Source organism: Glutamicibacter sp. St.4D3 (assembly GCF_059728615.1).
The window spans coordinates 1049326-1062644 of sequence record NZ_AP039380.1 but is presented as its reverse complement, the minus strand read 5'-3'; the positions used below and the strand labels follow the sequence as shown (position 1 = coordinate 1062644).

General features: G+C 69.5%; 13 protein-coding genes. 5 read left to right on the top strand and 8 right to left on the bottom strand.

The features are described 5' to 3' along the window. Positions 1-79: 79 nt before the first annotated feature. The 7 genes from AC6I21_RS04895 to argC form a co-directional block, all read right to left on the bottom strand. Positions 80-2344 (bottom strand): HNH endonuclease signature motif containing protein, encoded by a 2265-nt coding sequence (locus AC6I21_RS04895; protein WP_497763143.1) that lies wholly within the window; start codon positions 2342-2344, stop codon positions 80-82. Between the two features lie 228 nt (positions 2345-2572). Beyond that, the gene (locus AC6I21_RS04890; protein WP_054821945.1) at positions 2573-3076 is read right to left on the bottom strand and encodes an arginine repressor; all 504 of its coding nucleotides are present in this window, start codon (positions 3074-3076) and stop codon (positions 2573-2575) included. A 1-nt stretch (position 3077) separates the two neighbouring features. Then, entirely contained in the window at positions 3078-4037 is a 960-nt protein-coding gene (gene argF / locus AC6I21_RS04885) for an ornithine carbamoyltransferase (RefSeq protein WP_138174371.1), read from the bottom strand. A gap of 3 nt (positions 4038-4040) precedes the next feature. Next, positions 4041-5294 (bottom strand): acetylornithine transaminase, encoded by a 1254-nt coding sequence (locus AC6I21_RS04880; RefSeq protein WP_138174369.1) that lies wholly within the window; start codon positions 5292-5294, stop codon positions 4041-4043. Then, the gene (gene argB, locus AC6I21_RS04875; RefSeq protein ID WP_138174399.1) at positions 5291-6208 is read right to left on the bottom strand and encodes an acetylglutamate kinase; all 918 of its coding nucleotides are present in this window, start codon (positions 6206-6208) and stop codon (positions 5291-5293) included. Before argB ends, AC6I21_RS04880 begins: the two co-directional genes overlap by 4 nt. Before the next feature lie 88 nt (positions 6209-6296). Continuing rightward, positions 6297-7496, bottom strand: coding sequence for a bifunctional glutamate N-acetyltransferase/amino-acid acetyltransferase ArgJ (argJ, locus tag AC6I21_RS04870; RefSeq protein WP_138174367.1), 1200 nt, complete (start codon positions 7494-7496; stop codon positions 6297-6299). 47 nt (positions 7497-7543) lie between these two features. Continuing rightward, positions 7544-8575 (bottom strand): N-acetyl-gamma-glutamyl-phosphate reductase, encoded by a 1032-nt coding sequence (gene argC, locus AC6I21_RS04865; RefSeq protein ID WP_138174365.1) that lies wholly within the window; start codon positions 8573-8575, stop codon positions 7544-7546. Positions 8576-8798: 223 nt separating this feature from the next. On the opposite strand from argC, the gene AC6I21_RS04860 reads away from it, so the two are divergent. The 5 genes from AC6I21_RS04860 (at position 8799) to AC6I21_RS04840 (ending at position 12251) form a co-directional block, all read left to right on the top strand. Next, on the top strand, positions 8799-9770 hold the full coding sequence (locus AC6I21_RS04860) for a quinone oxidoreductase family protein (protein WP_138174363.1): 972 nt from the start codon (positions 8799-8801) through the stop codon (positions 9768-9770). Positions 9771-9881: 111 nt separating this feature from the next. Then, complete coding sequence (locus tag AC6I21_RS04855; protein ID WP_138174361.1) at positions 9882-10400, top strand: GNAT family N-acetyltransferase; 519 nt, start codon at positions 9882-9884, stop codon at positions 10398-10400. Between the two features lie 94 nt (positions 10401-10494). Further along, the gene (locus AC6I21_RS04850) at positions 10495-11127 is read left to right on the top strand and encodes a rhomboid family intramembrane serine protease (protein WP_138174359.1); all 633 of its coding nucleotides are present in this window, start codon (positions 10495-10497) and stop codon (positions 11125-11127) included. 67 nt (positions 11128-11194) lie between these two features. Beyond that, entirely contained in the window at positions 11195-11569 is a 375-nt protein-coding gene (locus AC6I21_RS04845; protein WP_054821355.1) for a PH domain-containing protein, read from the top strand. A 166-nt stretch (positions 11570-11735) separates the two neighbouring features. Beyond that, the gene (locus tag AC6I21_RS04840) at positions 11736-12251 is read left to right on the top strand and encodes a phosphoribosyltransferase (protein WP_138174357.1); all 516 of its coding nucleotides are present in this window, start codon (positions 11736-11738) and stop codon (positions 12249-12251) included. Positions 12252-12370: 119 nt separating this feature from the next. Here the strand turns inward: AC6I21_RS04840 and AC6I21_RS04835 are convergent, their stop codons facing one another. Then, positions 12371-13285, bottom strand: a complete 915-nt coding sequence (locus AC6I21_RS04835) for a helix-turn-helix transcriptional regulator (RefSeq protein WP_138174355.1) — start codon at positions 13283-13285, stop codon at positions 12371-12373. Positions 13286-13319 lie beyond the last annotated feature (34 nt).

The window sequence follows — 13319 nt, the reverse complement described above, 5'->3', positions numbered from 1 at the left end:
GCGGTGTACTGCATCGACTGCAGCACACCGCCGTCGTGTTTGCTCCGGGAATCAACCTTGCGAAGCACTGCAGCAAAAGTTAGCTGTCGGCTGCTTTAGGTGGGGTGGCCGCTGGCGGGTCCTGCCCAGGACCCGGCCCGGTCCTCGACCGCCGACGACGACTGCTGTTGCGTTTGGTGGCATCCGGTGGCGGGCCGTCTGGCTTTGGCGGGTTCGTCTGGCCCGGGGCCGGTTTTTGTTCCGGTGGCTTTTGCCGGGCTGCTTGCTGCCCTGGTTTGGAAGGGTCTTCCCAGCTGGCGAACCAGTACCGGTTACGCCGCGGGGTCTGGGAAGGATCCAGATGCTTGGGCAACACCACATGCGGCAACCCGTTCACATCAACGATCTTGAATTTCCCGGCATGATAGTCATCATGCTCCCTGGGACATAAGAGGCCACCTTCACCCACACTGGTGCCACATCCTCCGGCCCAGCCCCCGTTCTTCCAATGGTGGGCCTCGCACATTTCTGGAGGGTAGGTGCACCCGGGCATGATGCACCCCCGGTCCCTGGCCTGCAACCCGGTACACATCGGCACGTTGAAGTCCCGGCGGGCCCGGCCCACATCCAAGACCTGGCTATCCCCGCCCAGCACGACCGGGATGATCCGTGCCCGGCTCAACGCCTGACGCAGCTGGCCGGCGTCGAGCTCCACCCCGTGGGCGGTGACCCCGCGGCTGGTGATGCCATGACCTTCGGCCAGGTCCATCAGGTCCTGCAACTGCATGTACACCACGACCTGCGGGGTGATGGTCTTCAACGCCCCGGCCCCGGTGACCCGGGCCCGCATCAAATCCAGTAGGGCCTGCAGCCTGCGCCGCGGCACCGCAGCCTCCACCCCCTCAACACGATCCGGGCCAGGACCCTCAGCGCTGTCTTGCTGAGCCGCGCCTGTCCCGGTCGGGTCTGGGTCGGCTTCGTCCTGCTCGGCCAGGGGCTGGGTGAATCCCTGCGGGGCCGGGGTGCTGGCAGGACACGCCGTCCCACGACCAGCACCGGCACCCGGCCGATCGGCTGCGGCCCCTGCTCGCTCCGGCCCTGTCATAGGTGGCTGATCGGCAGCTGTGCCGGGGGCCAACCCACTGTCGTGCGGTGACACAGTCCCGGAACCGGCAGCCCCTGACCCGACGTCTGAATCGACAGCCGGGACGGCTTCAGCAGCATTCCCTGATTCCGTGTCGGCAACCCCTGGTTCCGTGTCGGGGTCGATCGCCCAGGGTGGTGGCGGCTGATCCGTGACCAGCCATGCCGGAACCTGCCCACTCTCTTCACCAGCACAGCCCTGGTCCCCACCACGGCCAGGACCGGTTGTTTCCCCAGAGAGGGTGCTGTCCTGGGGGCTGGCCTGGGTGTTGTCCTGGGGGCTGGCCTGGGTGTTGTCCTGGGGGCCGGGCCTGCCGGACCGGGACAGGCTCCGGGCCGCGGCCCCGGCCTGGGTACGTGGATTATCGGCCTGCGCGATCGCTGAACGCAGCAACTCCGCATCCACCCCCTCCACCCGGATCAAATACTGATCCACCCCCAACACGGTCGCCCGACGGAAAATCCCGACCTCCGGTTTAGCCACCGACTCGTTCGCCTTCCGATACCCGGTACACAACCCCGTCAACCGCTTCGCCGCGGTCACCGGGTCATGCTCCACCAGGATCTCGGTGGCGTGCTCCTCCAACAACCGCCCATCCCCGGCCCTGGCTGCGACTCCTGGCAGCACCCCGGATAGTTCCTGCCCCACCGTGGATGGTTCCAACGCCTCCAACCGGCGGGCCGCATCCCGCACCGGGCGCGGGTCCCGACCCGGATCCTTGAACAAACCAGCCAGCCGCTCAAACCGTGGGCCAGCGCCTTGCCCGGCACTGTTGCGTCGGGCCTGGACCCGGTGGGTGTCCTCCACCCGGGTGCGGGCCTCGAAATAGTTGATCCCGACCCAGGACTCCAGCAACGCGGTGGTGTCCTTGTACACCGGCCGCCCGGTCGCGTACAACACCGGGCCCTGGGTGCCGGCCGGGTCCTGCCGCAACCGGTCATACTCGCCCACTTCCAACCGGTGGGCCCCGGTGGCTTCCAACGCGGCGATCGCGGCCAGTTGAGCGCGGATCACCGCCCGGTAGTGCTCTTCCACCCAGCTGGCCCCACCCAACGCGACAGGTGCCCGGTGGGTGGCCCCCACCAGCCCGGCCAGGTCGGTGAACAGGCCGGTACACAGTTCCTGGATTTCACGCAGCACCGTGCCCTCTAGTGCCGCACCGTTGTGCCGCACCCGGTGGCGTACCACCTCAAGGGCCGTGGCCAGGGAAACCTGATTCATGCCACCTACCATCACCCACCAAACTTGGGCACCCCACCCAGGCCCGGCGGGATGGGGATAACCCACGAACCCCAAAATTCTTTCGGGGACCACCGGCGGGAAACACCCACCGGGAAACACCGGCCGGAAACACCAGTGGGCCAGCCACCACCGGTGGCTGGCCCACCACACCCCACCCCGGGACCCGCCCTGCGGGCCAAACCCGGATCGAGTGCGGGCAGAACGGTGCTAGTTGGTGTCGGCCAGCTGCAGGAAGCGGCTGGCGACCTCGGCGCCGCCATCGGGCGAACGGGTGATCACCATGATGGTGTCATCACCGGCGATGCAGCCCAGGATCGCGGGGATCTGCGAGTGGTCGATGGCCAGTGCCAGCAGGTTCGCAGCCCCCGGCGGGGTGCGCAGCACGACGATGTTGCCGCTGGCTTCCGCGGTGACCAGCTGCTCCTGGCAGATCTTGGACAGCCGGGCGTCGAGCACCTCCTGGGTGAGCGCGGATTGCGGGGAGCGGTCCCCGCCTTCCTGGCGCACCGCGTAGATCAGCTGCCCGGAGGTGTCCCGGATGCGCACGGCGCCGATTTCCACCAGGTCCCGGGAGAGGGTGGCCTGGGTGACTTCCAGCCCGTCGTCCTTGAGCAGGGCGAGCAGTTCGGCCTGGGACTTGACCGAGTGGTTGCCCAGGAAGGTGCGGATGCGCGCCTGGCGGGCGGTCTTGGTGCTGGGTTGGGCAGCCATGCTACTTCGCTTCCCGCACGCTGGCGGCCAGCCCGGAGGCGTGCAGCAGCCAGGCCATGATGGCCTTTTGGGCGTGGACCCGGTTCTCGGCCTCGTCGAACACCACGGACTGCGGCCCGTCGATGACCTCCGCGGCGATCTCGTAGCCGCGGTAGGCCGGCAGGCAGTGCAGCACGATCGCGTCGTCCTTGGCGTGGGCCATCGCCTCGGTGCTCAGCGCATAGTCGCGGAACAGGCCCAGGCGCGCCTCCTTCTCATCCTCCTGGCCCATGGAGATCCAGGTGTCGGTGGCGACCACGTCGGCGCCGGCCAGGGCGGCCGCGGCGTCGGTGGTGATGGTGACCGAGCCGCCGGTGGCCTCCGCGCGCTGGCGGGCGGCGGCGACGATCGGCTCGGCCGGCAGGTAGCCCTCGGGCCCGGCGATGCGCACGTGCATGCCGGCGTTGACCCCGGCCAGCAGGTAGGAGTTGGCCATGTTGTTCGCCGCGTCGCCCAGGTAGGCCAGGCTCAACCCGGCCAGCTCGCCCTTGTGCTCGCGCACGGTGAGCAGGTCTGCCAGCAGCTGGCAGGGGTGGTAGTCGTCGGACAGGGCGTTGATGACCGGCACCGCGCAGTTCTGCGCCATCTGCTCAAGCCCGGCCTGGGCGTAGGTGCGCCAGACGATGGTGGAGACCATGCGCTCCAGGACCTTGGCCGAGTCGGCGATGGACTCCTTGTGCCCCAGCTGGGATTCGGCGGAGTTGATGATCAGCGGGGAGCCGCCCAGTTCGGCGATGCCGGCGTGGAAGGAGACCCGGGTGCGGGTGGAGGTCTTGTCGAAGAACACCGCCACGGTTTGCGGGCCGGCGTACGGGGTGTAGCCGTAGGGGTCGGCCTTCATCGCCTGCGCCAAATCCAGCACCTCGCGCTGTTCGGCCGGTGAGAGGTCCAGGTCGGTCAGGAAGTGGCGGGTTGTTGCCATGGGCTAGTTCTCCTTGTGGGTCAGCAGTGCCTGGCCGATCAGGGCCGGCAGCTTGGCGATGAAGGTGGACAGCTGGTCGCGGGTGATGACCAGCGGCGGGGCCAGGCGGATGGTGGCCGGCCCGGTGGTGTTGATGATGAACCCGGCGTCCAGGGCGGCGGGCACCAGCGCGGCGGCGATGGGCTTGTCCAGGTCGAACGCCAGCAGCAGCCCGCGCCCGCGCACGGCGCTGATCCCGCCGATGCCCTGCAGCTGTGCGCGCAGCCATTCCCCGGTTTCGGCCACGTGGCCCAGCAGCTCGTCCTTGTCGATCACGTGGATGGTGGCCAGGGCGGCGGCGGTGGCCACCGGGTTGCCGCCGAACGTGGTGCCGTGGTCCCCCGGGCGCAGCAGGTCCGCGGCCTTGTGCCCGAACGCGATCATCGCCCCGATCGGCAGCCCGCCGCCCAGCCCCTTGGCCAGGGTCATCGCATCGGGCAGCACCGGGGCGGAGGCGAAGTACTGGCCGGTGCGGCCCATGCCGGACTGCACCTCGTCGAACACCAGCAGCGCCCCGGCCTGGTGGGTGATGGCCCGGGCGGCGCGCAGGTACTCGTGGTCCAGTTCGCGCACCCCGGCCTCGCCCTGGATCGGCTCGATGAACACGGCCTGCACGGTTTCGTCCACCGCCGCGCGCAGCGCCTCGATGTCCCCGGCCGGCACCCACTGCACGTTGCCCGGCAGCGGTTCGAACGGTTCGCGGTACGCCTGCTTCCAGGTCAGCGACAGCGCGCCGAGGCTGCGGCCGTGGAACGCGTTTTCCAGGGCGATCACCTTGGTGCGCGGCGCCTGGGCGGTGCCGGCGTTGCGCCGGGCCAGTTTCAGGGCCGCCTCGTTCGCCTCGGTGCCGGAGTTGGCGAAGAACACCTTCGAACCGCCCGGGGCGCCGGAGATTTCCAGCAGCTTTTCGGCCAGCGCGACCTGGGCCGGGGAGGTGAAGAAGTTGGAGATGTGCCCCAGGGTGGCCAGCTGGGAGGAGATCACCGAGTTCAGCAGCGGGTGGGCGTGGCCCAGCGTGTTGACCGCGATCCCGCCCAGCAGGTCCAGGTACTGGCGGCCGTCGGCGTCCCAGACGTGGCAGCCGGCGCCGCGCACCAGCACCCGCTGCGGGGTGCCGAACACCCCCAGCAGGGCCGAGGAGTAGCGTTCGGTCAGCGCGGTGGAGGTCAGTGCGCCCAGGGCGGCCAGCGCGTCGGGTTGATGGGGGTGGGAGGTCATTTCTCGTCCTTTCCGGGCACCACCTGGGTTCCGACCCCGGCGGTGGTGAACACTTCAAGCAACATCGAATGGGGTTGGCGCCCGTCGACGATGTGGGCGCGGGAGACCCCGGCGTCCACCGCGGCCAGGCAGGCGCGCATCTTCGGGATCATCCCGGAGACCAGGGACGGCAGCATCCGGCGCAGCTCATCGTTGGTCAGCGAGGAGATCAGCGAGGACTTGTCCGGCCAGGCCGCGTACAGGCCCTCAACGTCGGTGAGGATCACCAGCTTGCTGGCCCCCAGGGCGGCGGCCAGCGCCGCGGCGGCGGTGTCCGCGTTCACGTTCAGCACCGCCCCGGTCGGCTCCCCGTCGGCCCCCACTTCCGGGGCGACGGTGGAGAGCACCGGGATCATCTGCGCGGCCAGCAGGTTGTCGATCTGGTCGGTGCGCACCGCGGTGACCTCACCGACCAGGCCCAGGTCCACCTCGATGCCGTCCACGGTGGTGCCGGCGCGCACCGCCTGCAGGGTGGCCCCGTCCTCCCCGGACAGGCCCACCGCGTAGGGCCCGTGGGAGTTGATCAGCCCGATCAGGTCGCGCTGCACCTGGCCGGTGAGCACCATGCGCACCACGTCCATGGCCTGGGGGGTGGTCACCCGCAGTCCGCCGCGGAATTCGGATTCGATGCCCAGCTTGTCCAGCATCGCGTTGATCTGCGGGCCGCCGCCGTGCACCACCACCGGGTTGATCCCGGCGTGGCGCAGGAACACGATGTCCTCGGCGAACGCGCGGCGCAGGCCATCGTTGACCATGGCGTTGCCGCCGTACTTGATGACCATGGTGGTCCCGGCGAAGCGCTGGATCCAGGGCAGCGCCTCGATCAGCGCCTCGGCCTTGCGCTGGGCCAGGTCCATGCCGGTCGGCTCCGGCATGGGCGGGGACGCCGGCCGGCCGGTGCCCGGCTGCTCGCCGGTTTTGCTGGGGCTGGGTTGCTGGGTGCTTGACATGGGTGGGCGGTTCCTAGCTGGAGTAGGCGGAGTTCTCGTGCACGTAGGCGTGGGTGAGGTCGTTGGTCAGGATCGCGGCCTGCTCGGTGCCGGCGTTCAGGTCGATCTCGATCAGCACCTGGCGCTGCTCAAGGTCCACCAGGTCGCGGTCCTCGCCCACCGACCCGGCCCGGCACACCATGACCCCGTTGATCGACACGTTCAGCTGATCGGGTTTGAAGGCGGCGGCGGTGGTGCCGACCTCGGAGAGCACCCGGCCCCAGTTCGGGTCGCGGCCGAAGATCGCGGTCTTGACCAGGTTTGAGCGGGACACGGCGCGGGAGACCTCCAGCGCGTCGGCCTCGCTGGCGGCGTTGACGGTGCGCACCTCGATGGTGTGCTCGGCGCCCTCCGCGTCGTCGATCAGCGCCCGGGCCAGCTCCTGGCACAGTTCGGTGAGCAGCGCGGTGAATTCGCCGGTGTCCGGGGTTTCGCCCGAGGCGCCGGAGGCCAGCAGGGCGACGGTGTCGTTGGTGGACATGCACCCATCGGAGTCCGCCCGGTCGAAGCTGGCGGCGGTGGCCGCGCGCAGCGCCGCGTCCAGCTGCGCGGCCGGCAGCTGGGCGTCGGTGGTGAGCACCACCAGCATGGTGGCCAGGCCCGGGGCGAGCATGCCCGCGCCCTTGGCGATCCCGCCGATCGTGTACCCGGCGCCGCGGCGCACCGCCTGCTTGGGCACGGTGTCGGTGGTCATGATGCCGGTGGCGGCGGCCAGCCCGGCCTCGGCGGTGGTGTCCAGGGCGTCGACGGCGCGCTGCACGCCGGGCAGCAGCTTGTCCATCGGCAGCTGCATGCCGATCAGCCCGGTGGAGGCCACCAGCACGTCGGCCGCGGAGATCCCCAGCAGCCCGGCCGCGTATTCGGCCGTGCGGTGGGTGTTGGCAAAGCCCTCGGCGCCGGTGCAGGCGTTGGCCCCGCCGGAGTTCAGCACGACCGCGTCGGCCCGCCCGTCGCCGATCACCTGGCGCGAGTAGAGCACCGGGGCGGCGGCCACCCGGTTGGAGGTGAACACCGCGGCCGCGGCGCGGCTCGGGCCGAGGTTGCGCACCACCACCACGTCGTTGGCGCCGGTGGACTTCAGCCCGGCCGGCACCCCGGCGGCGGCAAAGCCCCGGGGGGCGGTGATCCCGGTGGGTCCGGGGTCCTGGTTATCCGGGTTCTGGGTCTGGCTCATTGTGGCACCGTTCCTCTGTGGGTGGTTCGCTGGATCGTGCTGCGGGTTCACGGGGCGATCCCCTGCCCGGTCAGCCCGGTGGTTTCCGCCAGCCCCAGGGCGATGTTCATCGACTGCACGGCGCCGCCGGCGGTGCCCTTGGTCAGGTTGTCGATCGCCGCGCAGACGATCACCCGCCCGGCGTGCTCGTCGAACGCCAGCTGCAGGTGCACCTGGTTGCTGCCGGTCACGTTGCCGGTGGCCGGCCACTGGCCCTCGGGCAGCAGGGTGACGAAGGGTTCGGCGGCGTAGGCGCGCTGCCAGGCGGCGCGCAGCTGGTCCTGGCTGGTGCCGGGCTTGACCCGGGCGGTGGCGGTGGTCAGGATGCCGCGCGGCATCGGGGCCAGGGTGGGGGTGAAGGAGACGCTGACCGGCTCGCCGGCCACCCGGGACAGGCCCTGTTCGATCTCCGGGGTGTGGCGGTGCCCGCCGCCCACGCCGTAGGGGCTCATCGAGCCCATGGTTTCGCTGCCCAGCAGGTGCGGCTTGACGGATTTGCCGGCCCCCGAGACCCCGGAGGCCGAGACGATCACCACGTCCTGCGGTTCGAGCAGCCCGGCCGAGTAGCCCGGGGCCAGGGCCAGCTGGGCGCCGGTGGGATAGCAGCCGGGCACGGCGATGCGCTTGGCGGAGCGCAGCGCCTCGCGGTGTCCGGGCAGCTCGGGCAGCCCGTAGGGCCAGTGTCCGGCATAGCCTTCCCCGTAGAACTTGGCCCAGGCCTCGGCGGAGGCCAGCCGGTGGTCGGCGCCGGCGTCGATCACCAGCGTGTCCTGGGGCAGCTGGGCGGCGATCTCGGCGCTGGCCCCGTGCGGCAGGGCCAGGAACACCACGTCGTGCCCGGCTAGGTTCTCAACGGTGGTCTGGACCAGCACCTTCTCCGCCAGCGCATGCAGGTGCGGGGCGATGGAGCCCAGCCGGCTTCCGGCCTGGGAGTGGGCGGTGACCGCTCCGATAGTGACCTGCGGGTGGTTGGCCAGCAGGCGAAGTACTTCGCCACCGGCATAGCCGCTGGCGCCCGAGACAGCTACTGAAAACGTCATGTGGCAACTCTACCGCTGGATATGCATGAAACCTAATATTTATTCATAGATTGCGCGGGCTGAACTTTGTCGTCATCTCTTCGCGCCCCCGGGCCGCGGCGGTCCTAGACTGGCAGTAGCGGCCCCGCACCCGCTGCCCCGCTCCGGCGCGGACCCGGCGAGCGCGGTGGGCCGAAGTTGAACAATCAGGATTGCACCGAATGACCAAGGGGATGATGCACGCATGAGCAAGCAGCAGAAGATCGTGGCCGCCAAGGCCGGGGGCCCCGAGGTGCTGGAGCTGGTGGAGGAACCGATCCCCTCCCCCGGGCCGGGCCAAGTGCTGGTGAAGGTCGCCGCGGTCGGGGTGAACTTCATCGAAACCTATCAGCGCTCGGGCGTCTACCAGGTCCAGTACCCGTTCGCGCTGGGCTCGGAGATTTCCGGGACCATCGAACAGGTTGGCTCCGAGGTGCGCAACCTAAAGGTCGGGGACCGGGTCGCGACCTCCGAGGCCACCGGCGGGTACGCGCAGTACGCGGTGGTCGATGCCCAGGTGCTGGGCAAGGTGCCCGAGAAGGTGGACCTGCGCCTGGCCGCCGCCCTGCCGCTGCAGGGCTGCACCGCCCACTACCTGATGCATTCGAGCTACATGGTGCGTGAGGGGGATGTGATCCTTTCCTACGCCGGGGCCGGCGGGGTGGGGCTGCTGCTGACCCAGATGCTCAAGCTCAAGGGCGCCACCGTGATCACCACCGCCTCCACCCAGGAGAAGAAGGACCTGGCCAAGGCCGCCGGGGCGGACTACGTGGTCGACTACGACCAGGTGCCGCAGACCGTCAAGGAGGTTACCGAGGGCCAGGGCGTGCACGCGGTGTACGACGGGATCGGCAAGGACACCTTCGAGATGTCCCTGGCGGCGCTGCGCCGGCGCGGCACCCTGGTGCTGTTCGGCGGGGCCAGCGGCCAGGTGCCGCCGCTGGACCTGCAGCGGCTGAACGCCGGCGGGTCGCTCAGCGTCACCCGCCCGAAGCTCGGGGACTTCCTGACCACCCCGCAGGAACGCGGCTGGCGTTTCGGGGACGTGTTCGGCTGGGTCGCCGAGGGCAAGATCGATGTGCGGGTGGGGCAGGAATATCCACTGGCCGAGGCGGCCGAGGCACACCGGGCCCTGGAGGGACGCAAAACCACCGGCAAGGTGCTGCTGATTCCGTAGGCAGGCAGATACCCCGCCGCCGATGGCCGCCGCTTTCCTGCCCGGAAGGCGGCGGCCATCGGGTTTTCACCCCGAACCAACCAACCAACACCGGACAACAGGAAGTGCGACATGCCGATGCCCGAAAACCCGCCGCTGAACCTGCGCCCTTTTGCCGCTGCGGATCTGCCCTTCTTTTCCGCCCTGGCCCGCGACCGGCAGGTCACCCGGTTCGTGGGTGACGGGCAGCCCTGGGAGGAAGCCCGCGTTGCCGAGCGGGCGCGGCGGGCCTTGGCCGGCACCGCCGTCGAGGAGGCCGGGGCCAGCCGCTGGTTCATTGCCCAGAAGCAGAACCACGCCTCGCCGCCGCAGGATGCGGGGCTGCTGGTCGCCACCCGGGGCGGGCACGAGGTGGAAATCGGCTATTGGGTGGCTCCGGCGTTTTGGGGGCAGGGAATCGGCGGGGCAATGGTGCACGCCGCCCAGGAACTGATCCCGCGGGTGTTCGGGGCGCCAGTGCTCACCGCCCGGGTGCACACCACCAATGTTGCATCGGTTCGGGCGCTGACCCGCCGCGGTTTTGTGGCCGGCCCGGCGCAGGAGGGCCTGCTGGTATACCGTTGGCGGGCGTCCTCGCAGCTGGCCGACTGATCACCCGGCCCGTTGCGCCGGCCCTGCGGGCCGCAGCACGGCGCAGCCGGACCCCGGTTATCCCCACGCCGATCAGGGGTGAAAGGAGGAATCCATGTCCTGGGTCACCACGACGATCCCCTACCTGGTGGTGCTTTGCGCCGCGTCGGCCTGCTGGCAGTTTAGCCGGACGAGCAGGCAGCGGCCCCGCTCTCGCCCGGTGGCCACGCTCAGCGCCGTCGTGCTCATCGGCGTCTCCTGCACGCTGCAGCTCGCGGTGGCACCGTTCCTGCTCGGGGAATGGCAACGCAACGGGTTTTCCGCATGGCTGCACCAGCCCTACCGGTTGGTGACCGCGCTGCTGGTCCAGGACGGTTGGCTGAGCGGCGCGATCTGGAACCTGGCGGCGCTGCTCTGGATCGGGCTGCTGGCCGAAGCGGTATGGGGATGGCGCCGCTGGATTCTCATAGCCCTCGTGTCGGGTATCGGCGCCCAGGTGTGGGGGTGGCTGGTGCAGCCGGTGGGCGCGGGCTCTTCGGTGCTCGTGTTCGGGCTGGCCGGTTCCCTGCTGGTGCGCGGCGCGTGCAGCGGCATTCCGGTGGCCCGCGCCTCGGGCTCGCTGGGGCTGCTGTGTGTGATGGGGTTGCTCGTGAGCGGGGATATCCACGGCGGCGCGGCCGCGTTGGGCGCGTTCACGGCGCTGGCCTTCGACGGACAGCGGCGGCGAAGAAGCCTCCCGGAGCGCTGAGGCCGCGAAGCGTTTGCTGCCTGCAGCCCGGGAGCTGAATGTCCCGCGCTCCGGCTAGAGTCAAGCCATGATCGATTTCAACAACTCCTCGGTGTTCAAGCTCAGCCCCAGCAACATGGCCGATCTGGCCCCGGAACTCACGCCGCTGCTGGTGCCGGGTGAGGAACTGCTCGCGACCTTCAAGGGCGTGCGCGATTCGGTGGCCTTCACGAACAAGCGCCTGATCGCGCTTAACGTCCAGGGCATTACCGGCAAGAAGCGGGACTACACCTCACTGCCCTATTCGAAGGTTCAGGCGTTCTCCGTCGAGACGGCCGGGACCCTTGACCTGGATGCCGAGCTGGATTTGTGGTTTAGCGGACTGGGCAAGGTCCGCCTGGAGTTCAAGGGCAAGGTCGACGTGCGGGCCCTGTCCAAGCTGATCGCCTCCTACGTCCTGTAGCGCCCTGTCCCCTGTTCAGCAGCCTGCCGGTGTTCCGCTTCGGTACGGCGGAGGCGAAGCGGCCGTAGGGAACGTCACGGGCGTCGGGAACGTCACGGGCGAAGGTGCAGAAAAGTACTTCGGGATCCACCGCCTAAAGCCTCCTCGGGCCGCTAGCATTGGAAGAATGACAGCCCTTGATGATTCCGGAGCAGATGTCCTGCCCGAGCCAGAACGCGAAGTGTTGACCTGGGACCAGTTTGGCCAGGCCTCACGTGAGCTAGCCCAGACCATCGTGAATACCGGTTTCGTGCCGGACGTGGTGCTGGCGATCGCCCGCGGCGGCCTGCTGCTGGCCGGTTCGATTTCCTACGCGCTGGGCGTGAAGGCGTGCGGCGCGCTGAACGTCGAGTTCTACACCGGGATTGGCACGGTGCTGCCCGAGCCGGTCGTGCTGCCGCCGCTGCTGGACGAGGGACACCTGCGCGACAAGAAGGTGCTGGTGGTGGACGACGTCTCGGACTCGGGGCGCACCCTGGCCAAGGTCGTTGACCTGGTCGGCGAGTGGGGTTCCGAGGTCAAGACCGTGTGCCTCTACACCAAGCCGCGCACCATCAAGGAACCGGATTTCGAGTGGCGCCGCACCGACAAGTGGATCACCTTCCCCTGGTCGGCCCTGCCGCCGGTGACCGCCGGCAAGTAGCCCCATCAGCTTGGGAGCCGGAAGCGTCTGCTGACGTTTCCGGCTCCTGGCGTTTAAACAGGCACCGTGCGCCGGCTCCAGCCCAGGCGCACCGGCCGCGCTGTCCGGGTGATACAGCGTCAGCCCGGGGTGTTCGTTGCGCCGCGATCGTTGCCCACACCGCTGCCGCCCAGTGCCGGTGCAGCGTTCAGGCTTGCCAGCAGCTTCAGCTTTTCCTCGTTCTTGGTACCCGGCTCGGCGGTATAGAACGACAGGTCGTGCCAGGCGCGGCGTGCGGTGGGAAGGTTCACCGACTGATAGGTGAGCTCGATCTCACCGACCTGTGGGTGCTGCAGGGCCTTGGTGCCTTCATGCCGTTGGCGGATCTCGTGGGAGGCCCAGAGCCGGCGGAAGTCGTCGCTGAGCGTTGACAGTTCCCCAATCAATTCGCGCAGCACCCTGTCGTGGGGTTCGCGTCCGGACTCTGCGCGCAGCAGCGCCACGGTCGCGGCCGCACCAGACTCCCATTCCAGGAAGAAGTCGCGGGATCCGGGATCCAGGAAGTGGTAGCGGGCGAAGTTCGCGGCGCCGTGGGCGGTGGTGGTGGAGCTGTCGAACATCGGCGCGTGCAGTGCCCGGGCCAGCGCGTTGGAGCCGATGACGTCCAGGCGCCCATTGCGCACGAACGCGGCCGAGAGGGTCACGGAGTCCAGCATCCACTGCACCGGCGGGGCCAAGGGCACCTCCCGTCGCCGGGTGGCCTTGCGGTGCGCCGGTTTGGCGGCGCGGGCCAGGTCGAACAGGTAACCGCGTTCCTCCTCATTCAGCCGCAGCGCATCGGCCACTGCATCCAACACGTCTTCCGACACCCCGGCGATGTGTCCCTTTTCCAGGCGCGTGTACCACTCGGTGCTTACTCCGGCGAGCACCGCAACCTCCTCACGGCGCAAGCCCGGCACCCGACGGCGAGCGCTGGTGGGCAGCCCGACCACGTCCGGGGTGAGTCGGGCCCGGCGGCTGGCCAGGAAGTCCCTGATGTCTGCGCGATTGTCCATGCCTATAACGGTACGCCGGGCCGGGCACGTCAAG

Bases quoted from the DNA above. Each gene is read 5' to 3' on its own strand.
- AC6I21_RS04845 (WP_054821355.1), top strand. From the start codon at position 11,195: ATGATCGATTTCAACAACTCCTCGGTGTTCAAGCTCAGCCCCAGCAAC.
- argJ (WP_138174367.1), bottom strand. From the start codon at position 7,496: ATGAGCCAGACCCAGAACCCGGATAACCAGGACCCCGGACCCACCGGG.
- AC6I21_RS04835 (WP_138174355.1), bottom strand. From the start codon at position 13,285: ATGGACAATCGCGCAGACATCAGGGACTTCCTGGCCAGCCGCCGGGCC.
- AC6I21_RS04895 (WP_497763143.1), bottom strand. From the start codon at position 2,344: ATGAATCAGGTTTCCCTGGCCACGGCCCTTGAGGTGGTACGCCACCGG.
- argC (WP_138174365.1), bottom strand. From the start codon at position 8,575: ATGACGTTTTCAGTAGCTGTCTCGGGCGCCAGCGGCTATGCCGGTGGC.
- AC6I21_RS04855 (WP_138174361.1), top strand. From the start codon at position 9,882: ATGCCGATGCCCGAAAACCCGCCGCTGAACCTGCGCCCTTTTGCCGCT.
- AC6I21_RS04880 (WP_138174369.1), bottom strand. From the start codon at position 5,294: ATGACCTCCCACCCCCATCAACCCGACGCGCTGGCCGCCCTGGGCGCA.
- argF (WP_138174371.1), bottom strand. From the start codon at position 4,037: ATGGCAACAACCCGCCACTTCCTGACCGACCTGGACCTCTCACCGGCC.
- AC6I21_RS04860 (WP_138174363.1), top strand. From the start codon at position 8,799: ATGAGCAAGCAGCAGAAGATCGTGGCCGCCAAGGCCGGGGGCCCCGAG.
- AC6I21_RS04850 (WP_138174359.1), top strand. From the start codon at position 10,495: ATGTCCTGGGTCACCACGACGATCCCCTACCTGGTGGTGCTTTGCGCC.
- AC6I21_RS04840 (WP_138174357.1), top strand. From the start codon at position 11,736: ATGACAGCCCTTGATGATTCCGGAGCAGATGTCCTGCCCGAGCCAGAA.
- argB (WP_138174399.1), bottom strand. From the start codon at position 6,208: ATGCCGGAGCCGACCGGCATGGACCTGGCCCAGCGCAAGGCCGAGGCG.
- AC6I21_RS04890 (WP_054821945.1), bottom strand. From the start codon at position 3,076: ATGGCTGCCCAACCCAGCACCAAGACCGCCCGCCAGGCGCGCATCCGC.